The sequence below is a fragment of the Streptomyces sp. SM18 genome (assembly GCF_002910775.2).
Lineage (GTDB): Bacteria > Actinomycetota > Actinomycetes > Streptomycetales > Streptomycetaceae > Streptomyces > Streptomyces halstedii.
Genome location: NZ_CP029342.1, coordinates 4878918 through 4897528, shown reverse-complemented (window position 1 = coordinate 4897528; position 18611 = coordinate 4878918). Strand labels below are relative to the sequence as shown.

The 18611-nt window shown below is 70.1% G+C and carries 16 protein-coding genes and 1 riboswitch; of the genes, 8 read left to right on the top strand and 8 right to left on the bottom strand.

Going from position 1 to position 18611, the window contains the following annotated elements; all coding sequences use genetic code 11:
• Positions 1-82: 82 nt before the first annotated feature.
• On the bottom strand, positions 83-1549 hold the full coding sequence (locus B9S64_RS22280; RefSeq protein WP_103491090.1) for a sensor histidine kinase: 1467 nt from the start codon (positions 1547-1549) through the stop codon (positions 83-85).
• Between the two features lie 573 nt (positions 1550-2122).
• Between B9S64_RS22280 and nagB the strand changes: the two genes are divergently transcribed.
• A complete protein-coding gene (nagB, locus tag B9S64_RS22275; protein ID WP_103491074.1) occupies positions 2123-2908 on the top strand; it encodes a glucosamine-6-phosphate deaminase in 786 nt (261 codons plus the stop codon).
• A gap of 76 nt (positions 2909-2984) precedes the next feature.
• Here nagB and B9S64_RS22270 read toward each other — a convergent pair whose 3' ends face one another.
• The 4 genes from B9S64_RS22270 to B9S64_RS22255 form a co-directional block, all read right to left on the bottom strand.
• Positions 2985-4508: a glycoside hydrolase family 3 protein gene (locus B9S64_RS22270; RefSeq protein WP_103491075.1), complete on the bottom strand. Its 1524-nt coding sequence runs from the start codon at positions 4506-4508 to the stop codon at positions 2985-2987.
• Between the two features lie 10 nt (positions 4509-4518).
• Complete coding sequence (locus B9S64_RS22265) at positions 4519-5382, bottom strand: carbohydrate ABC transporter permease (RefSeq protein WP_103491076.1); 864 nt, start codon at positions 5380-5382, stop codon at positions 4519-4521.
• Positions 5379-6320 (bottom strand): carbohydrate ABC transporter permease, encoded by a 942-nt coding sequence (locus B9S64_RS22260; protein ID WP_258037835.1) that lies wholly within the window; start codon positions 6318-6320, stop codon positions 5379-5381. The genes B9S64_RS22265 and B9S64_RS22260 overlap by 4 nt, the downstream gene beginning before the upstream one ends.
• A gap of 181 nt (positions 6321-6501) precedes the next feature.
• The gene (locus tag B9S64_RS22255) at positions 6502-7800 is read right to left on the bottom strand and encodes a sugar ABC transporter substrate-binding protein (RefSeq protein ID WP_103491078.1); all 1299 of its coding nucleotides are present in this window, start codon (positions 7798-7800) and stop codon (positions 6502-6504) included.
• 286 nt (positions 7801-8086) lie between these two features.
• Here B9S64_RS22255 and B9S64_RS22250 point away from each other — a divergent pair, with 286 nt between their 5' ends.
• From B9S64_RS22250 to B9S64_RS22225, 6 genes are all read left to right on the top strand, one after another.
• A complete protein-coding gene (locus B9S64_RS22250) occupies positions 8087-8851 on the top strand; it encodes a GntR family transcriptional regulator (protein ID WP_103491079.1) in 765 nt (254 codons plus the stop codon).
• A gap of 434 nt (positions 8852-9285) precedes the next feature.
• Positions 9286-9498 carry a DUF3311 domain-containing protein gene (locus B9S64_RS22245; RefSeq protein ID WP_028438844.1) on the top strand — a complete coding sequence of 71 codons (213 nt, stop codon included), beginning with the start codon at positions 9286-9288 and terminating at the stop codon, positions 9496-9498.
• Positions 9495-11129: a monocarboxylate uptake permease MctP gene (mctP, locus tag B9S64_RS22240; RefSeq protein ID WP_103491080.1), complete on the top strand. Its 1635-nt coding sequence runs from the start codon at positions 9495-9497 to the stop codon at positions 11127-11129. The genes B9S64_RS22245 and mctP overlap by 4 nt, the downstream gene beginning before the upstream one ends.
• A 113-nt stretch (positions 11130-11242) precedes the next feature.
• Positions 11243-11743, top strand: coding sequence for a GNAT family N-acetyltransferase (locus tag B9S64_RS22235; protein WP_103491081.1), 501 nt, complete (start codon positions 11243-11245; stop codon positions 11741-11743).
• A gap of 50 nt (positions 11744-11793) precedes the next feature.
• A riboswitch (cobalamin riboswitch) is annotated at positions 11794-11932 on the top strand.
• Between the two features lie 132 nt (positions 11933-12064).
• Positions 12065-14476, top strand: a complete 2412-nt coding sequence (locus B9S64_RS22230; RefSeq protein WP_103491082.1) for a ribonucleoside-diphosphate reductase subunit alpha — start codon at positions 12065-12067, stop codon at positions 14474-14476.
• The gene (locus B9S64_RS22225) at positions 14476-15534 is read left to right on the top strand and encodes a ribonucleotide-diphosphate reductase subunit beta (RefSeq protein ID WP_103491083.1); all 1059 of its coding nucleotides are present in this window, start codon (positions 14476-14478) and stop codon (positions 15532-15534) included. The genes B9S64_RS22230 and B9S64_RS22225 overlap by 1 nt, the downstream gene beginning before the upstream one ends.
• A 172-nt stretch (positions 15535-15706) precedes the next feature.
• On the opposite strand, the gene B9S64_RS22220 is transcribed toward B9S64_RS22225, so the two are convergent.
• The gene (locus B9S64_RS22220; RefSeq protein WP_103491084.1) at positions 15707-15928 is read right to left on the bottom strand and encodes a hypothetical protein; all 222 of its coding nucleotides are present in this window, start codon (positions 15926-15928) and stop codon (positions 15707-15709) included.
• Between the two features lie 81 nt (positions 15929-16009).
• Here B9S64_RS22220 and B9S64_RS22215 point away from each other — a divergent pair, with 81 nt between their 5' ends.
• A complete protein-coding gene (locus B9S64_RS22215) occupies positions 16010-16984 on the top strand; it encodes a GlxA family transcriptional regulator (protein ID WP_103491085.1) in 975 nt (324 codons plus the stop codon).
• A 14-nt stretch (positions 16985-16998) separates the two neighbouring features.
• Here B9S64_RS22215 and B9S64_RS22210 read toward each other — a convergent pair whose 3' ends face one another.
• Both B9S64_RS22210 and def read right to left on the bottom strand, forming a co-directional pair.
• Positions 16999-17736: a D-Ala-D-Ala carboxypeptidase family metallohydrolase gene (locus B9S64_RS22210; RefSeq protein WP_103491086.1), complete on the bottom strand. Its 738-nt coding sequence runs from the start codon at positions 17734-17736 to the stop codon at positions 16999-17001.
• Between the two features lie 189 nt (positions 17737-17925).
• Entirely contained in the window at positions 17926-18564 is a 639-nt protein-coding gene (def, locus tag B9S64_RS22205) for a peptide deformylase (RefSeq protein WP_103491087.1), read from the bottom strand.
• Positions 18565-18611 lie beyond the last annotated feature (47 nt).

Here is an 18611-nt window from a genome sequence, read left to right as displayed (position 1 = left end):
TGTCATGCGGCGCCGCGCCACGCGCCGTTCGTCCACCTGTCGTTCGCGCCGTCCGCCGTTCGGGGCGCCGGCGTCGTTCGCGCTACTTGTCGTTGCTGACCGGGATGTCGAGGACGACCTGCGTGCCGCGCTCGGGGGCCGGGACCATGCCGAAGCCGCCGCCCAGCTCCCCCTCGACGAGCGTGCGGACGATCTGGAGCCCCAGGTTGCCGGCCTGCCGCGGGTCGAACCCCTCGGGCAGCCCCCGCCCGTCGTCCGTCACGGTGATCAGCAGCCGGCCCTCGGCCGGTGTCCCGCCGCGCACCGCGGAGACCTCCACCGTGCCCTGCTCGGCCGGTGTGAAGGCGTGTTCCAGAGCGTTCTGCAGCACCTCGGTGAGGACCATCGACAGCGGAGTGGCCACTTCCGCGTCCAGGACGCCGAAGCGTCCCGTGCGGCGGCAGGTGACCTTGCCGGGCGAGATCTCAGCCACCATCGCGATGACCCGGTCGGCGATCTCGTCGAACTCCACCCGCTCGTCCAGATTCTGGGACAGCGTCTCATGGACGATGGCGATCGAACCCACGCGCCGTACCGCCTCGTTCAGCGCCTCGCGGCCCTGCGGCGAGTCCATCCGGCGCGCCTGGAGCCGCAACAGGGCGGCCACCGTCTGGAGGTTGTTCTTGACCCGGTGGTGGATCTCCCGGATGGTGGCGTCCTTGGTGATCAACTCACGCTCGCGGCGGCGCAGTTCCGTCACGTCGCGCAGCAGCACCAGCGAACCGATGCGCACCCCCTTGGGTTTGAGCGGGATCGCCCGGAGCTGGATCACCCCGCCGGCGCCCTCGACCTCGAACTCCCGGGGCGCGTACCCGCTCGCCACCTTGACCAGCGCCTCGTCCACCGGTCCGCGCGAGGGGGCGAGTTCGGCGGTCGTGGCCCCGAGGTGATGGCCCACCAGGTCGGAGGCGAGACCGAGCCGGTGGTAGGCGGAGAGGCCGTTGGGGCTGGCGTACTGCACGACCCCGTCCGCGTCGAGCCTGATCAGCCCGTCACCGACGCGCGGCGAGGCATCCATGTCCACCTGCTGGCCGGGGAACGGAAAGGCCCCGGCGGCGATCATCTGGGCCAGGTCGGACGCGGACTGGAGGTAGGTCAGCTCCAGCCGGGACGGGGTGCGCACGGTCAGGAGGTTGGTGTTGCGGGCGATGACGCCGAGGACCCGGCCCTCCCGGCGTACCGGGATGGACTCGACGCGTACGGGCACCTCCTCGCGCCACTCCGGGTCGCCCTCGCGCACGATCCTGCCCTCGTCCAGGGCGGCGTCCAGCAGCGGCCGGCGCCCGCGCGGCACCAGATGGCCGACCATGTCGTCCTGGTAGGAGGTGGGGCCGGTGTTGGGCCGCATCTGGGCCACGGACACATAGCGGGTGCCGTCCCGGGTGGGCACCCACAGGACGAGGTCGGCGAAGGACAGGTCGGAGAGCAGTTGCCACTCCGAGACCAGCAGATGCAGCCACTCGAGGTCGGTGTCGCTCAGGGCGGTGTGCTGGCGGACGAGGTCGTTCATGGAGGGCACGGGGCCGAGCGTACCCGTGGAAACCCGCAGGTTCCGAACCGTTCGCCCCGCGTATACGTGACACTGGACGGAAGGCCTCCCCCGCGCCGCGGGAATGTCCGCGCCGATGGATGGACACGGGGTATTGGTCTAGTCCACAATGCGAGTGTACGCACGAGTAGACCTCCGCTCTCCCCGCACAGGAGAGCGGACCGAGGTGCCCGGCGCTCTCTGCCCTGACCGCGCCGGTCGCCTCACTGGGCCGGAGGCACCGCACACCGCCGGCCAGGAAGCTCCGGGCTGCGGTGCCGGACGGGCTGAGGGTCCCGTCCCGGCGCCGCGGCCCGCGGGTGTTTCCGGGCCCGCCCGCGCACCCCCTCCCCTGAGCCCGCACGGCCCCGCTCCCCCGGGCGCCGGCCCGGCCCGCGCGCCAGGCCTCGGGACCTCACACCGGCGACGACACCGGCGGCGACACAGACGCGCGCCCGTGCGGCCCGTTCACCCCCCGGCCTTCCCGTTCTGCTAGATTGGCTCCATAATTGGTCTATACCACATGACGCCCCTCATCAGATCGGCAGGCACAGCGTGGAAGTTGTCATCGTCCCGGACGCCACGGCAGGCGGGGAACTCATCGCGGAGGCCATCGCGTCCCTGCTGAGCCGCAAGCCCGACGCCCTGCTCGGCGTTGCCACCGGCTCTACCCCGCTGCCCATCTACCAGGCCCTGGCGGCGAAGGTCCGCTCCGGCGCCGTGGACGCCTCGCGCGCCCGCATCTGCCAGCTCGACGAGTACGTCGGGCTGCCCGTGGGCCACCCCGAGTCCTACCGCTCGGTCGTGCTGCGCGAGGTCGTCGAACCGCTCGGGCTGTCCGAGGCGTCCTTCATGGGCCCCGACGGCGCCGCCGAGGACGTCCAGGCCGCGTGCGAGGCGTACGACAAGGCGCTCGCGGCAGCGGGCGGCGTGGACCTCCAGTTGCTGGGCATCGGCACCGACGGGCACATCGGCTTCAACGAGCCGTGCTCCTCGCTCTCCTCGCGCACCCGGATCAAGACCCTCACCGAGCAGACCCGGGTGGACAACGCGCGCTTCTTCGACGACGACACCGAGCAGGTGCCGCGCCACGTCATCACCCAGGGCATCGGCACCATCCTGGAGTCGCGCCACCCGATCCTGCTGGCCACCGGCGAGGGCAAGGCCGACGCGGTGGCCCTGACGGTCGAGGGTCCGCTCGCCTCGGTCGTACCGGCCTCCGCCCTCCAGTTGCACCCGCACGCCACCGTGGTGGTGGACGAGGCGGCGGCGTCCAAGCTGAAGCTGGCGGACTACTTCCGCGCCACCTACGCCTCGAAGCCCGACTGGCAGGGCTTGTAGAGAGGCCGGAACCGCACGCGCGAAGGGCCGGGTACCCAGTCGGGTACCCGGCCCTTCGTGTGCGGGACGAACCGTCCTACGCGGGGCGCGCCCCGGTGATCGCCTCCGCGGCCGCGACGCCGCAGACCCGGGCGGCGCCGTACGTGGCGACGTGCAGGGCCCCCCGGGCCGGCGCCTCGGGCAGCCCCATCTCGACCACGACCGTGTCGGGACGGGCCGCGAGCAGACCGTCCAGCGCCTCGGCCATCCACGGGTGCCGGTGCTCGTCGCGCACGACCGCGACGACGCGCCGCTCCCCCGCCTCCCGCAGCACCGCGTCCACGTCGGCGCCGCCGTACGTACCGGTTCCGGTGCCCGGCAGGCGCCGCACCAGTTCGCCGGCCACACCCCACGGGGTCTCGGCGCCGACCGCGATGTTCGCGACCGGGGCGAACGCGGCGACGTACACCGGCTCGGTCTGCGGCGCGGCGGTGCCGGTCACCCGAAGGGCGCGGCGGGCCGCGGCGAGCCCGATGTCCGGACCGGCTCCGGTGCCGGGCGCGGTCCCCTCCTGCGCTGCCGCGCCCGGCTCCGAGACAGCCCCCCTGGCCCCCTGCGTCCAGGACGCGAGGGACCGCACCCGGGCAGCGGCGTCGGCCAGCCGCTCCTCGGGCAGTTCACCGCTCCGCACGGCCGCGACGAGCGCGTCACGCAGCAGCAGCACGGTGTCCTCGTCCGCGAGTCCGCCGCCGACGCAGATGGCGTCGGCGCCCGCGGCGATGGCGAGGACGGAGCCGCGCTCGATGCCGTACGTACCGGCGATGGCGTCCATCTCCATGCCGTCGGTGACGATCAGGCCCTCGTACCCGAGCTCCTGGCGCAGCAGACCGGTGAGGATCTGCGGGCTGAGGGTCGCGGGCCGGTCGGGGTCGAGCGCGGGGAGCAGGATGTGCGCGCTCATCACGGACTTGGAACCCGCGGCGATCGCCGCCCGGAAGGGCACCAGCTCACGGGCGTGCAGGGTGTCCAGGTCCACGTCGATGCCCGGCAGCGCGAGGTGCGAGTCGACGGCGGTGTCACCGTGGCCGGGGAAGTGCTTGGTGCAGGCGGCGACGCCGGAGGCCTGGAGCCCCTCCACGTACGCGGCCGTGTGCCGGGCGACCAGGTCCGGGGCGGCCCCGAAGGACCGTACGCCGATGACCGGGTTGCCCGGGTTGGAGTTGACGTCGGCGGACGGCGCCCAGTTGAGGTTCACCCCGCACTCGGCCAGCCGGCGGCCGAGCTCCCGGGCGACGGCCCGGGTCAGCTCCACGTCGTCGACGGACCCGAGGGCGAGGTTGCCCGGGAAGGACGAGCCGTTCCGGACCTCGAGACGGGTGACGTCCCCGCCCTCCTCGTCGATCGCGACGAGGACGTCGTCGCGTTCGGCCCGCAGTCGCGCGGTCAGCGCGGCGAGCTGCTCGGGGGAGTGGATGTTCCGGCCGAACAGTCCGACGGAGGCCAGGCCTTCGCCGACCCTGCGCAGCAGCCAGTCCGGGGCGGTCGTGCCGGTGAACCCGGGCTGGAGGACGGCGAGCGCGTCCCGTGTGACGGTGTCCGTCGTGGATACGAGGGTGGTCATGGAAGCCGCACTATCCCTTCACGGCGCCGGAGGTGAGGCCCGCGGCCATCTTCTTCTGGATGATCATGAAGAAGACGACGACCGGAATGGCGATCATGGTGGACGCCGCCATCAGCGCGCCGTAGTCGGTCCCGCGTTCGGTCGTGAACGTCATCAGCCACACGTTGAGCGTGTACTTGGAGTTGTCGTTGATCAGGATGTAGGCGAACAGGTACTCGTTCCACGCGTTGACGAGCGCGAAGATCGACGCGGCGGCGAGCCCCGGGGCGAGCAGCGGGAAGATCACGCGGCGGAAGGCACCGAAGCGGGTGCACCCGTCCACCATCGCGGACTCCTCCAGCTCGACCGGGATGTTCACCACGAAGCCGCGGATCATGATGGTCGCGAAGGGCAGCGTGGAGACCAGGTAGACGACGATCAGGCCCCAGTACTCGTCGATCCCGCCCATCGCGTTGAGCTGGGCGTAGATCGGGATGAGCATCGCGGTCGGCGGAAGCATCTGCACCAGGATCATGATCAGGAGCAGCGGCTTGCGGCCGAAGAAGCGGAAGCGGCCGATGGCCAGCGCGGCCAGGGTCGCGATGATCATGCCGCCGACCACCGCGGTGATCGAGACGATCAGGCTGGACTGGATCGCGGTGCCGAAGTTCGGCTGCTGGGCGGCGCGTACGAAGTTGTCGAAGGTGATCGACGAGGGCCACAGGGTCTGGTCGTAGGACCGGATCTCGTGGTTGGGCCGCAGCGCGCTGATGACCAGCCAGTAGACCGGGAAGATCATGACCAGGGCGATGCCGAGGCCGAGGACGTCGAAGCCGAGCCGGCTCTTCTTGCGGTCCGGGCGCAGTTCCTGCGGCGTCTGGGTCGTGGAGCTCATTCGACCTCTCCTGTCTTCATGAGCTGGCGCAGGTAGTACACGGCCACACCGGACAGCAGGAGAACCGTGATCAGGGCGATCGCGGTGCCCTGGCTGAACGAGGTGGACTCGAATGCCTTGGAGTAGGAGTAGAGGCCGAGGGTCTCGTACTCGGGCTCCGGCTTGTTGCCGCGCAGCAGCCAGATCTGGCCGAACACGTTGAAGTCCCAGATCACCGAGAGGGTGGCCACCATGGTGAACACCGGCTTGATGACCGGCCAGGTGACGTACTTGTAGACGCCGTAGCCGCTGGCGCCGTCGAGCGAGGCGGCCTCCTCCAGTTCCTTGGGGACCTGGGTGAGGGCGGCGTACAGGGTGACGACGACGAACGGGACGGCACCCCAGACCACGAGGAGGGTGATGATGCCGAAGCCCTGGATCGGGTCCAGGTACCAGTTGTGGCCGAGCCAGTCCTCACCGACGACCTTGGCGATCAGGGTGTTGATCAGGCCGTAGTCGGAGTCGGCCATGAAGCGGAAGATCGAGGCGGCGACCATGAGCGGCATCGACCAGGCGGCGATCAGCGCGAAGGTCAGCGCGAGCCGCACCCAGGTGGTCAGCCGGCGCATCAGCAGGGCGACCAGCAGACCGATCCCCATGGTCAGCGAGACGCAGATGGCCATGAAGACGACGGTCCGGAAAGTGACCCACCAGAAGTCGGGGTCGCCCAGGATGTTGGTGAACTGCTCCAGTCCCACCCAGGGGGCCGGTTCGCCTGTCCACAGCTCCCGTCTGCCCATGTCCTGGAAGGACATGATGACGGTCTTGGAGAGTGGGTAGAGGTACACGGCGGCGATCGCCACGATCGCCGGCAGGATCAGAAGATAGGGGAGCAGCTCCCCCTTCTTGCGCTTCTTCTTCTGCCCGGGTAGCCCGGTGTCGTCCTTGAGGGGCTGCATGCCCCCTGTGACTTCGGGATCCCGTGGTACGGGGACCGGTGGCCCGGCGGCCTTGGTATCAGCAGTCACGTGGCTGACCTTCCATCGCGGGTCCGAGGCAGTCCCCGGATTTCACGGCGTTCACTTGCGGGAAAGGAGCGGGGCCCGGCATCGCTGCCGGGCCCCGCCTGGCAGGGGAAGGTCAGGCCTTCTTGTTGATCAGAGCGTCGATCTTCTCGTCGGCCTTCTTCGTGGCGTCGGCGACGGAGCTGCCCTTGATGATCTCCAGGAGCATGTTCTTCAGGATCTCCTCCTTCTCGACGGAGGCCCAGCCCGGCGCGATCGGCGTGAACCAGGCGTCCGGCACCGCGTTGGCGATGGCGGCCGTCTCAGGCTTGGCCTTCAGCGGCTCCAGCTGCTTCTCGTTGTTGGGGAGGATGTTCTTCGACGCGAGGACGTCCATGGACTTCGCGTTGGTGAAGAGGGAGATCCACTCCTCGCCGAGGTCCTGGACCTTGGACTTGGAGATGGTCGCGAGGTCCGAGCCACCGATGAAGGACGGGAGCGCCTTGCCGTTCGGGCCGGGCATACCGGCCGTGGCGATCTTGCCCTCCAGCTTCGGGTTGCCGTTGTCGCCCGTGGTGACGGAACCGGCTTCCCAGGCCTGGCCGTAGATCACGGCGGCCTTCTCGTTGGCCATGACGTTGGCGTGGTCCTGCTCGTCCTTCGTCTGGTCGGCCTTGTTGTACTTCTTGACCAGGTCGACGTAGTGGCTGATGCCCTTCTGGGCCTCGGGGGTGGAGAGGGAGGCCTTCCACTCCTTCTTGCCGTCGTCGTAGGTGGCGATCTGGCCACCCTCGGCGGCGACGTAGGACATCGCGGCGTACCAGTAACGGCCCGGGAAGTAGAGGGACGAGGCGCGCTTGTCCTTCTTGCCGAGCTCCGTGGACACCTGGTCCATGGCCTTGAGGAACTCGTCCTCGGTCTGCGGGAGCTCTTCGCTGCCGGTGCCGGCCTTGAGCATGTCCTTGTTGTAGACCGCGAGACGGGCGCTGGCGTAGTAAGGAACGCAGTAGACCTTGCCCTCGAAGGAGCAGGTGTCCTTCAGACCCTTGATCCAGGTGTCCGAGTTCTCGTGCTTCTTGAGGTCGATCTCGCCGAGAGCGCCGTTGAGGATGTACTGCATGGTCTCGGTGTTACCGAGCTCGACGACATCCGGGAACTTGTCGCCGCCGAGGGAGGTGTCAAGCTTCTTGACCTTGTCGGCCCAGCCCTGGTACTGGACCTTGACCTTGACATTGGGGTACTTCTTGTTGAACTCGGAGTTGACGTCCTTGACGAGTTCCGGCCAGGTCGTCTGGGCCTCACCCATCAGCCAGACGGTCAGGTCTTCCTTGCGGTCCTTGGGATCCTGCGACGACGCCTTGTCGTCGGATCCACACGCCGCGACGGACATCAACATGCCGGCGACGCCGATCGCCGCAATGAGCTTGCGCTTCATGCCACACCCTCCTCAGGGATACCAGCAACCCCCCGCCCACCGCGAAGACGTACGCCTGGTACTGCCTGTGGGGCTGGGACCTGGTCTTTAATGGTTTAGACCAGTACCCGGAGCTTGGCCTAGACCTTTAGGGGTGTCAAGGGTGTATAAGAAGTGCACTCGCGTCCGTTATAGGACCGACATCTAAGAGAGGGCGACGACCCGTGACCGGACCGTGCCACCATGTGAGCCGCGACAGACGGAGGAGCCGGTGACGGCAGCAACGCAGCAGTCGGGAAGGCGGGCCATGGGCGCCGACGGGGGCAGGAACACGAGCGAGACGGGTACCGGTACGCGCACCGCGCGCGTACCGAAGTACTACCGGCTCAAGCGGCACCTCCTCGACATGACCGACACCATGCCGCCCGGTACGCCGGTGCCCCCCGAACGGACCCTGGCGGCCGAGTTCGACACCTCGCGCACCACGGTCCGTCAGGCCCTCCAGGAGCTCGTGGTCGAGGGCCGGCTGGAACGCATCCAGGGTAAGGGCACCTTCGTCGCCAAGCCGAAGGTCTCCCAGGCCCTTCAGCTCACCTCGTACACCGAGGACATGCGGGCCCAGGGACTGGAACCGACGTCCCAACTGCTGGACATCGGGTACGTCACGGCGGACGACCGGCTCGCCGGCCTGCTGGACATCACGGCGGGCGGACGGGTGCTGCGCATCGAGCGGCTCCGGCTCGCCAGCGGTGAGCCCATGGCGATCGAGACCACCCACCTTTCGGCCAAACGCTTCCCGGCCCTGCGCCGTTCGCTCGTGAAGTACACCTCGCTCTACACCGCGCTGGCCGAGGTGTACGACGTGCGCCTGGCCGAGGCCGAGGAGACCATCGAGACCTCCCTCGCCACACCGCGCGAGGCGGGCCTGCTCGGCACCGACGTGGGGCTTCCCATGCTGATGCTGTCCCGGCACTCGGTCGACGGGCAGGGCGAACCGGTGGAGTGGGTGCGCTCGGTGTACCGGGGCGACCGCTACAAGTTCGTCGCCCGGCTCAAGCGGCCCACCGAATAGATCCGGACACCTCCCTCTCCGCCCCCGGCCCTCGACGGACCGGGGGCGGAGGCGTGTCACCGGCCGGGAGACCGGGGTGCGAACGCGGCCGGAGGCGTGTCACCGGGCCGCGGCGGGGGGCCTGTTCGCGGTTCGCGCGTCAACCCCGCCGCCGCCACGTCCTCCGTCCGGGCGATGAACCCGTCCCGGTGTGAACCGCCGGGCCGCCACGTCCGTGATCCTCTCCGACACCTCACCGTCGCCGACGGGGCCGGGCGGGCGCGGGAGGGGGTGACCGGCGGCACCCGCCGTTGCGCGACCGCAATGCGGACAGGGGGTGACGGTGACCGGACACCTCCCCTAGATTTCATGCGCATGACAACAGGTGATCAGCGAGGGGACGGAGTCGCCACATGCCGGAAGACACCGATGCGAAACGACCGACCGTGACACCCATGAGAGTGGTCATCGGGCTCTGCCTGCTCGCGCCGTTCGTCGCGATGCTCTGGGTGAGTTCCTACGCGAAGGTCGACCCCACCTTCATCGGCATCCCGTTCTTCTACTGGTACCAGATGCTCTGGGTGCTCATCTCGACCGCGCTCACCATGACCGCGTACAAGCTGTGGCAGCGTGACCAGCGCGCCCGCAAGGGGGGTGCGTCGGCATGAAGGACGGCGTGAACGGCGTGGCACTCGCCGTCTTCATCTTCTTCTTCGCGGCCGTCACGGTCATGGGCTTCCTGGCCGCGCGCTGGCGCCGGGCCGAGAACGAGGCGACCCTCGACGAATGGGGCCTGGGCGGACGGTCGTTCGGCACCTGGGTCACCTGGTTCCTGCTCGGCGGCGACCTCTACACGGCGTACACCTTCGTCGCGGTCCCCGCGGCCATCTACGCGGCGGGCGCGGCGGGCTTCTTCGCCGTCCCCTACACGATCCTCGTCTACCCGCTCGTCTTCACCTTCCTGCCGCGGCTCTGGTCGGTCTCGCACAAGCACGGATACGTCACCACCTCGGACTTCGTCCGCGGCCGCTTCGGCTCCAAGGGCCTGTCCCTGGCGGTCGCCGTGACCGGCATCCTCGCCACGATGCCCTACATCGCCCTCCAACTGGTCGGCATCCAGGCCGTCCTGGACGTCATGGGCGTCGGCGGCGGCGAGACCACGCACTGGTTCGTCAAGGACCTGCCGCTGCTCATCGCCTTCGCCGTCCTCGCCGCGTACACCTACTCCTCCGGGCTGCGCGCCCCGGCGCTCATCGCGTTCGTCAAGGACGGGCTGATCTACCTGGTCATCGCCGTGGCCATCATCTACATCCCGATCAAGCTCGGCGGCTTCGACGAGATCTTCAGCAAGGCGAGCGAGGCGTTCGCGCAGAAGAACGAGGCGGCCGGCAAACCGGTGGCGGGACTGGCGCCCGGCGCCGCCGGTCAGTGGGGTTACGCCACGCTGGCCCTGGGTTCGGCGCTGGCGCTCTTCATGTACCCGCACTCCATCACGGCGACGCTCTCCAGCCGCAGCCGTGAGGTGATCCGGCGCAACACCACGATCCTGCCGCTGTATTCGCTGATGCTGGGTCTGCTGGCCCTGCTCGGCTTCATGGCGATCGCCGCCGGCATCAAGGTGGACAACGGGCAGCTCGCCATCCCGCAGCTGTTCGAGACCATGTTCCCGGACTGGTTCGCCGGTGTGGCCTTCGCCGCCATCGGCATCGGGGCCCTGGTGCCCGCCGCGATCATGTCGATCGCCGCCGCGAACCTCTTCACCCGCAACATCTACAAGGACTTCCTCAGGCCCGGCGCGACACCCGAGCAGGAGACGAGGGTCTCCAAGCTGGTCTCGCTGCTGGTCAAGGTCGGCGCGCTCGCCTTCGTCCTCACCATGGACAAGACGGTCGCGATCAACTTCCAGCTGCTCGGCGGGATCTGGATCCTCCAGACGATGCCGGCCCTGGTGGGCGGCCTGTTCACCCGCTGGTTCCACCGCTGGGCGCTGATCGCCGGCTGGGCGGTCGGCATGGTCTACGGCACCGTGGCCGCCTACGGCGTGGCCAGCCCGACCCAGAAGCACTTCGGCGGCTCCTCGAAGGAGATCCCGGGCCTCGGAGAGATCGGCTACATCGGCCTCACCGCGTTCGTCCTGAACGTGCTCGTGGTGGTCGTGCTGACGGTCGTCCTGAACGCGCTGAAGGCCCCGGCCGGTGCCGACGAGACCTCGCCGGCCGACTACACGGCGGACGCGGGCGCCCCGGGCGTACGGGCGGAGCTCCCGCCGGCCACGGTGGGCGCCCCGGGCGGCCGCTGACCCACCGCGGGGCACCGCCGGGCCGGACCCGGTACGGCGGTGTCCGGGGCGGGGTGCCCCGCCGCCCGAAAACCCCGTGCGCCCGCCCCGCCGCCGCGGCACACTGGCCCGCCATGGACCTGACGATCGGACCCGTGCGCCCCGCCCAGCACACCGCCCTGGGCGACATCACCGCCGAGGCCTACCTCGGGGACGGGTTGCTGGACTTCGGCACCGAGGACCCGTATCTGGCGGAGCTCCGCGCCGTCGCCCGCCGGGCCGCCGAGGCCGACGTCCTCGTCGCGACCGACGGCGAGGGCCGGCTGCTGGGCGGTGTCACCTACGTCACGGCGGGCACCCCCTGGGCCGACATCGCCCGCGAGGGGGAGGCCGAAATGCGTATGCTCGCCGTCACCCCCGAGGCGCGTGGACGCGGCGTGGGCGAGGCGCTCGTCCGTGCCTGCGTCGACCGGGCCCGCGCGACAGAGGGGCTCTCCGGGCTCGTCCTGTCCACGCAGACCACCATGCGGGCCGCCCACCGCATCTACCTCCGACTGGGCTTCACACGGACCCCGGAGCGGGACTGGACCCCCATTCCGGCGGTCCCGCTCCTCACCTTCCGCCTGGATCTCTGACCGGGCAACCCTCGCGTACGACACAACATGTGGGGGCCGCCCGATCGGGCGGCCCCCACATGTATGCTCGTGCTCGCTGTCGCCGCAGGGGAATCCGGTGCGAATCCGGAACTGTCCCGCAACGGTGTGATCGGTGCACATCTGTGCTACCCACAAGTCCGACGACCTGCCGACAGCGCGTCCGGATCGACCGACCCGGACGCCAGACGTCCGGGCCTCGCGGATAGGCCGGTGGACGCCGTACACGGTGCTGCCCGCCCCGGCCGCCCCCTGCCCGGCTCCCCTCCTCCCGCGGGCCCCTGCCGAGCGAGGGAATGCCCAGTGACCATCGCGCCCGCCGATCCGGTTTCAGCCGCCGAATCCGCTGTGTCCGCCACGTCCGGGGAAGCCACGAACGACGGACCCGGGACCGCCCTGCTGCGGACCCTGACCGAACTCACCGTCGATCTGCCCGACACCGACCCCGGACGGGTCGCCGCCGCCGCGTTGCGCGGGCGCAACGCCCGCTCGGACGCGGCCGAGCTGCGTTCGCTGGCCACCGAGGCCGCCGCGGGCCTGATCTCGGAGGACCCCGCGTACTCCCGGCTCGCCGCCCGGCTGCTGACCCTCTCGATCGCCGACGAGGCCGCCGGCCAGGGCGCGACCTCCTTCTCCGCCTCGGTCGCCGTGGGGCACCGCGAGGGCCTGATCGCCGACCGCACCGCCGCCTTCGTCGCACTGCACGCCGAGGCGCTCGACGCGCTCGTGGAGCGGACGCTGGCCGACGGGGCGGACGACCGCTTCGGCTACTTCGGTCTGCGCACCCTGCACAGCCGCTACCTGCTGCGCCACCCGCACACCCGCCAGGTCGTCGAGACCCCGCAGCACTTCATGCTGCGCGTCGCGTCGGGCCTCGCCGAGGACGAGTCGGCGCGGGCGCTGGACGAGGTCGCCGCGCTCTACGGGCTGATGAGCCGGCTGGACTACCTCCCCTCCTCCCCCACGCTCTTCAACTCCGGCACCCGGCACCCGCAGATGTCCTCCTGCTACCTGCTGGACTCCCCGAAGGACGAACTGGACTCGATCTACGACCGCTACCACCAGGTGGCGCGGCTGTCCAAGCACGCGGGCGGCATCGGTCTGTCCTACTCCCGCATCCGCGCCCGGGGTTCGCTGATCCGGGGCACCAACGGGCACTCCAACGGCATCGTGCCGTTCCTGAAGACGCTGGACGCCTCGGTCGCCGCGGTCAACCAGGGCGGCCGGCGCAAGGGGGCCGCCGCCGTCTACCTGGAGACCTGGCACGCGGACATCGAGGAGTTCCTGGAGCTCCGCGACAACACGGGCGAGGACCAGCGGCGTACGCACAACCTCAACCTGGCGCACTGGATCCCGGACGAGTTCATGCGCCGGGTGGACGCGGACACCGAGTGGTCGCTGTTCTCCCCCGCCGACGCGCCCGAGCTGGTGGACCTGTGGGGCGACGCGTTCGACGCGGCCTACCGGGCGGCCGAGGCCAGGGGCCTGGCCCGCAAGACGATGCCGGCGCGCGAGCTGTACGGCCGGATGATGCGCACCCTCGCGCAGACCGGCCAGGGCTGGATGACGTTCAAGGACGCCTCCAACCGGACCGCGAACCAGACCGCCGAGCCGGGCCGCGTCATCCACTCCTCGAACCTGTGCACCGAGATCCTCGAAGTCACCGACGACGGCGAGACCGCGGTCTGCAACCTGGGCTCGGTCAACCTGGGCGCCTTCGTCTCCGGCGGTTCGATGGACTGGGAGCGGCTGGACGCCACCGTCCGCACCGCGGTGACCTTCCTGGACCGCGTGGTGGACATCAACTTCTACCCGACCGAGCAGGCCGGGCGCTCCAACGAACGCTGGCGCCCGGTGGGTCTGGGCGCGATGGGGCTCCAGGACGTCTTCTTCCAGCTGCGGCTGCCGTTCGACTCCCCCGAGGCCCGCGCGCTGTCCACCCGGATCTCCGAGCGGATCATGCTGGCCGCCTACGAGGCGTCCTGCGACCTCGCCGAGCGGTCGGGCCCGCTGCCCGCCTGGGCCGAGACCCGCACCGCCCGCGGTGTGCTGCACCCCGACCACTACGACACGGAGCTGAACTGGCCGGAGCGCTGGGAGGCGCTGCGGGCCCGCGTCGCGAAGAGCGGGATGCGCAACTCGCTGCTGCTGGCCATCGCCCCGACGGCGACGATCGCCTCGATCGCCGGGGTGTACGAGTGCGTCGAGCCGCAGGTCTCCAACCTCTTCAAGCGCGAGACCCTCAGCGGTGAGTTCCTCCAGGTCAACGGCTACCTCGTCGAGGAGCTGAAGAAGCTCGGCGTGTGGGACGCCCGCACCCGTGAGGCGCTGCGCGAGGCGAGCGGCTCGGTGCAGGGCTTCGGGTGGATCCCCGAGGACGTGCGCGCGCTGTACCGCACCGCCTGGGAGATCCCGCAGCGCGGCCTGATCGACATGGCGGCGGCCCGTACGCCGTTCCTGGACCAGAGCCAGTCGCTGAACCTGTTCCTGGAGACGCCGACGATCGGCAAGCTCTCCTCGATGTACGCGTACGCCTGGAAGCGGGGTCTGAAGACCACGTACTACCTGCGTTCCCGTCCGGCCACCCGGATCGCCCGCGCGGCCTCCGGCCGTACCGCGTCCGCCGCCCTTCCCGCCCAGCAGGCCCAGGCTCCCGACGCGGACGCCGTCGCCTGCTCCCTCGAAAACCCCGAGTCCTGCGAGGCCTGCCAGTAATGAGCACCACCGAAACGACCGACGGCACGACGACCGGCACGACCGCCGGCAAGGCCGCGAAGAACCTGCTCGACCCGGGCTTCGAGCTGACCCTGCGCCCGATGCGCTACCCGGACTTCTACGAGCGCTACCGGGACGCGATCAAGAACACCTGGACGGTGGAGGAGGTCGATCTCCACTCCGACGTCGCCGACCTGGCCAAGCTCTCCCCCGGCGAGCAGCACATGATCGGCCGGCTCGTCGCGTTCTTCGCCACGGGAGACTCGATCGTCTCCAACAACCTCGTGCTGACGCTCTACAAGCACATCAACTCCCCGGAGGCGCGGCTGTACCTGTCGCGTCAGCTCTTCGAGGAGGCCGTGCACGTCCAGTTCTACCTGACGCTGCTCGACACCTACCTGCCCGACCCGGAGGACCGCGCGGCGGCCTTCGACGCGGTCGAGGAGATCCCGTCGATCCGCGAGAAGGCGCAGTTCTGCTTCAAGTGGATGGACTCGGTCGAGGAGATCGACCGGCTGGAGACCAAGGCCGACCGGCGTCGCTTCCTGCTGAACCTGATCTGCTTCGCGGCGTGCATCGAGGGGCTGTTCTTCTACGGCGCCTTCGCCTACGTCTACTGGTTCCGCTCGCGCGGCCTGCTGCACGGTCTCGCCACCGGCACCAACTGGGTGTTCCGTGACGAGACGATGCACATGAACTTCGCGTTCGAGGTCGTGGACACCGTCCGCAAGGAGGAGCCCGAGCTCTTCGACGACGCCCTCCAGCAGCAGGTCACCGACATGCTGCGGGAGGCCGTCGAGGCGGAGTTGCAGTTCGGCCGCGACCTGTGCGGCGAGGGTCTGCCCGGGATGAACACGGAGTCGATGCGCCAGTACCTGGAGTGCGTCGCCGACCAGCGGCTCACCCGGCTCGGCTTCCCCGCCGTCTACGGCTCCGAGAACCCGTTCGCGTTCATGGAGTTGCAGGGCGTCCAGGAGCTCACCAACTTCTTCGAGCGCCGGCCGTCCGCGTACCAGGTCGCCGTGGAGGGTTCCGTGGGCTTCGACGACGACTTCTAGGTCGTGTTTCGAAAGTCCCGCCTGGCCTGCGACGCCCGGCACGCACGCTCGCCGCGTTGTCGGAGTCGCCCCAGTACGTCCAGTACGAGGGCGATCCTCCGCCTTGCGATCGCACGCACCGGACGCCGCAGGCCCGCCCTCCGGGCGGACGGCGCTACTTTCGAAACACGACCTAGGCCCTCTGGGCCTTGGCCCCGTGCCTGACCGGCTGACGCCGCGTGACCACGACCGGTCGCGCGGCGTCCGCCGTTCCCGGCGGCTTCGCCGCGCGCCCCCGTTCCGCCTCCCGCAGCGCCCGGTCGATCCGGCGTTCCCGCGCGGCCCCGACGAGCGCGGGCAGCAGGACAAGAGCGAAGAGTACCGCTGTGGACAGATAGCTCAGGAAGGTGTTCATGGCTCCACTGTCGCGTCCCGGCGCGGATCCGGGCAGTGGCAGGACTGTCACACAGCATCGAATTGCTGCCAGACTGCGGGCATGCTGAACAACGTCGCCGTCCTGTTGCTCGACGAAGTGCATCCCTTCGAACTCGGCGTGCTGTGTGAGGTGTTCGGGCTCGACCGGTCCGAGGAGGGGCTGCCGGTGCACGACTTCGCGGTGGTCTCCGCGGAGGGCCCGGAGCTGCGGACGCACGCCGGCTTCACCCTCACCACACCGCACGGGCTCGAACGCCTGGAGGAGGCCGACCTCATCGCCGTGCCGGCGGGCAGCCACTTCGCGGACCGGGACTATCCCGAGGAGGTCCTGGAACCGCTGCGCCGGGCGGTGGCGCGCGGCGCCCGCGTGATGAGCGTCTGCTCCGGGGCATACGTCCTCGGCGCGGCCGGGCTGCTCGACGGCCGGCGCTGCACCACGCACTGGCGCCACGCCGACGGCCTGGCCCGCCGCTTCCCGAAGGCGATCGTGCGGCCGGACGTGCTCTACGTGGACGAGGGCCCGGTCGTCACCTCGGCGGGTACGGCGGCGGGCATCGACGCCGCCCTGCACCTGGTGCGCCAGGCGTACGGCCCCGCGGTGGCCAACGCCATCGCCCGGCGCATGGTGGTGCCGCCGCACCGGGACGGCGGCCAGGCGCAGTACGTCGCGCGCCCGCTGCCCCGGGACCGGTGCGACACGGTCGGCGGGACGCTCGCCTGGATGGAAGGCCATCTCGACCAGGAGATGAGCGTGGAAGGGCTGGCCGCACAGGCCCACATGTCGCCCCGCACCTTCGCGCGCCGCTTCCAGCAGGAGACGGGCACCACCCCGTACCGCTGGTTGCTGCGGCAGCGCGTGCTGCTGGCGCAGCACCTGCTGGAGACGTCCGACGAGACCATGGACACGATCGCCGGGCGGACCGGTTTCGGTACCGCCGCGGCCCTGCGCCACCAGTTCGTCCGGTCGCTCGGCACGACCCCCCACCGGTACCGCCAGACCTTCCGCGGGCCGTCGGCGGTACCGGAGGCGGTCTGAGCCGGTGCGCGGTCTCAGATGCCGCAGCCGGAGGCCGACCAGTAGTGGCTCGGTCCCTGGTTCACGTGGATGTGGTCGCTGTGGCCGGGGTACCCCGGGCCGAGGATGCCGTTGAAGCCGTGATTGCGGGCCTGCTTGGCGATGGTGCACAGGGAGTGCGGTCCGGCGCCGAGGTCCACGGCATCGCCGTACATGTGGCGGCTGTTGGAGGCTCCGCCGACCGCCGAGTTGCAGGAGGCGGACCGGAAGCCGCTGGTGACCCGGAGGGGCTGGTCACCGAGCGCGTGCCGCAGCGCCTCCAGCTTCCACATGGAGCTGAGCGCGTTGGCCTTGGCGTTGCCGGCCGCGACCTTGCCGCCCGCCCAGGTGCTGTTGCACTTATTGAGTTCGGGATACGTGAAGTGGATCGGGGTGCAGTCGTTGTCCTGGAGCGCGTAGAGCTTGGCCTGGGTGGCCGGGCCCGCGATGCCGTCGGCGGCGAGGCCGTAGGCGGCCTGGAAGCGCTTCACGGCGGCCGTGGTGGCCGGTCCGTACGAGCCGTCGACGGCCAGCACCGAGTTGTAGCCGGGGTAGCCCGCGACGCGGATCTGGAGCTGGGTGACGTCGTTGCCGGTGGCGCCCGACGAGAGGGTGCGGGTCCAGGTGTAGCAGCCGTCCGCCTGGGCGGTGCCCGCGGTGACCAGGGCTCCACCCACAGCGAAAGCCATGACCATGACAAGACCGAGCAAGGCGTGTGCGGTACGTCTGAGCATGAGGTCTCCCTACCACGGTGAGGTGTGGGAGTGAGCCTGTCGGAAGATGTCTACCCGCGTCAACTACGCCCGGGGAAACGCTGGTTGGCGTACCGGAGAGCGTGCCACGGCATACGGGGCCCGCGCCGGGGATACCGGCGGGGCCCCGTAACCGGCGGGGGCCCCGTACAGCGGGCGAGGCGCGCCGGGTCAGTCGTTCGGGACGACCTCGTAGCGCGGCGTCCCCTCCGCCATCTGCTTCAGCGCGTCCTTGCGGTCGCGCTTGGAGAGCCGGTCGATGTACAGGTAGCCGTACAGGTGGTCGGTCTCGTGCTGGAGGCAGCGCGCGAAGTATCCGGTGCCCCGCACCCGCACGGCGTTGCCCCGCGCGTCCTGGCCACGCACCACCGCGTAGTCGGGCCGGGGCAGCTCCGCGTACGCCGTCGGGACGGAGAGGCAGCCCTCGTTGGAGTCGTCGAGGTTGCGGCGCTCGGGCGCGAGCTCCTCCAGCACCGGGTTGCAGATCGCCCCGACGTGCCGGACCCCCTCGTCGTCCAGGCAGTCGTAGACGAAGACCTTCAGGTCCACACCGATCTGGTTGGCGGCCAGGCCCACGCCCTCCGCCGTGCGCTGGCTGGCGAACATGTCGTCGATCAGCCGGCCCAGCTCGTCGTCGAACTCCGTGACGGTCGCGCACTCCTTGTGCAGCACCGGGTTGCCCACCACCGTGATCGGCCGGGAGGTGCCGCGTTCGCGGTGTGCCGTCTCGCGCGCCTCGCAGTCCTCGGTGTCCACGAGGAAACCCTCGTCGTCCACGCCGACCTGCTCGTCCGTCTCCTGCTGCGACATGTCCGCCGTACGCCTTCCTGCGATACCCGTGGGAAACGCACCGCGAA

Excerpts from the sequence above, each read along its gene's own strand:
- B9S64_RS22280 (WP_103491090.1), bottom strand. The coding sequence starts at position 1,549 with ATGAACGACCTCGTCCGCCAGCACACCGCCCTGAGCGACACCGACCTC.
- B9S64_RS22270 (WP_103491075.1), bottom strand. The coding sequence starts at position 4,508 with ATGACCACCCTCGTATCCACGACGGACACCGTCACACGGGACGCGCTC.
- B9S64_RS22265 (WP_103491076.1), bottom strand. The coding sequence starts at position 5,382 with ATGAGCTCCACGACCCAGACGCCGCAGGAACTGCGCCCGGACCGCAAG.
- B9S64_RS22260 (WP_258037835.1), bottom strand. The coding sequence starts at position 6,320 with ATGCAGCCCCTCAAGGACGACACCGGGCTACCCGGGCAGAAGAAGAAG.
- B9S64_RS22255 (WP_103491078.1), bottom strand. The coding sequence starts at position 7,800 with ATGAAGCGCAAGCTCATTGCGGCGATCGGCGTCGCCGGCATGTTGATG.
- B9S64_RS22250 (WP_103491079.1), top strand. The coding sequence starts at position 8,087 with ATGGGCGCCGACGGGGGCAGGAACACGAGCGAGACGGGTACCGGTACG.
- B9S64_RS22245 (WP_028438844.1), top strand. The coding sequence starts at position 9,286 with ATGAGAGTGGTCATCGGGCTCTGCCTGCTCGCGCCGTTCGTCGCGATG.
- mctP (WP_103491080.1), top strand. The coding sequence starts at position 9,495 with ATGAAGGACGGCGTGAACGGCGTGGCACTCGCCGTCTTCATCTTCTTC.
- B9S64_RS22235 (WP_103491081.1), top strand. The coding sequence starts at position 11,243 with ATGGACCTGACGATCGGACCCGTGCGCCCCGCCCAGCACACCGCCCTG.
- B9S64_RS22225 (WP_103491083.1), top strand. The coding sequence starts at position 14,476 with ATGAGCACCACCGAAACGACCGACGGCACGACGACCGGCACGACCGCC.
- B9S64_RS22220 (WP_103491084.1), bottom strand. The coding sequence starts at position 15,928 with ATGAACACCTTCCTGAGCTATCTGTCCACAGCGGTACTCTTCGCTCTT.
- B9S64_RS22215 (WP_103491085.1), top strand. The coding sequence starts at position 16,010 with ATGCTGAACAACGTCGCCGTCCTGTTGCTCGACGAAGTGCATCCCTTC.
- B9S64_RS22210 (WP_103491086.1), bottom strand. The coding sequence starts at position 17,736 with ATGCTCAGACGTACCGCACACGCCTTGCTCGGTCTTGTCATGGTCATG.
- def (WP_103491087.1), bottom strand. The coding sequence starts at position 18,564 with ATGTCGCAGCAGGAGACGGACGAGCAGGTCGGCGTGGACGACGAGGGT.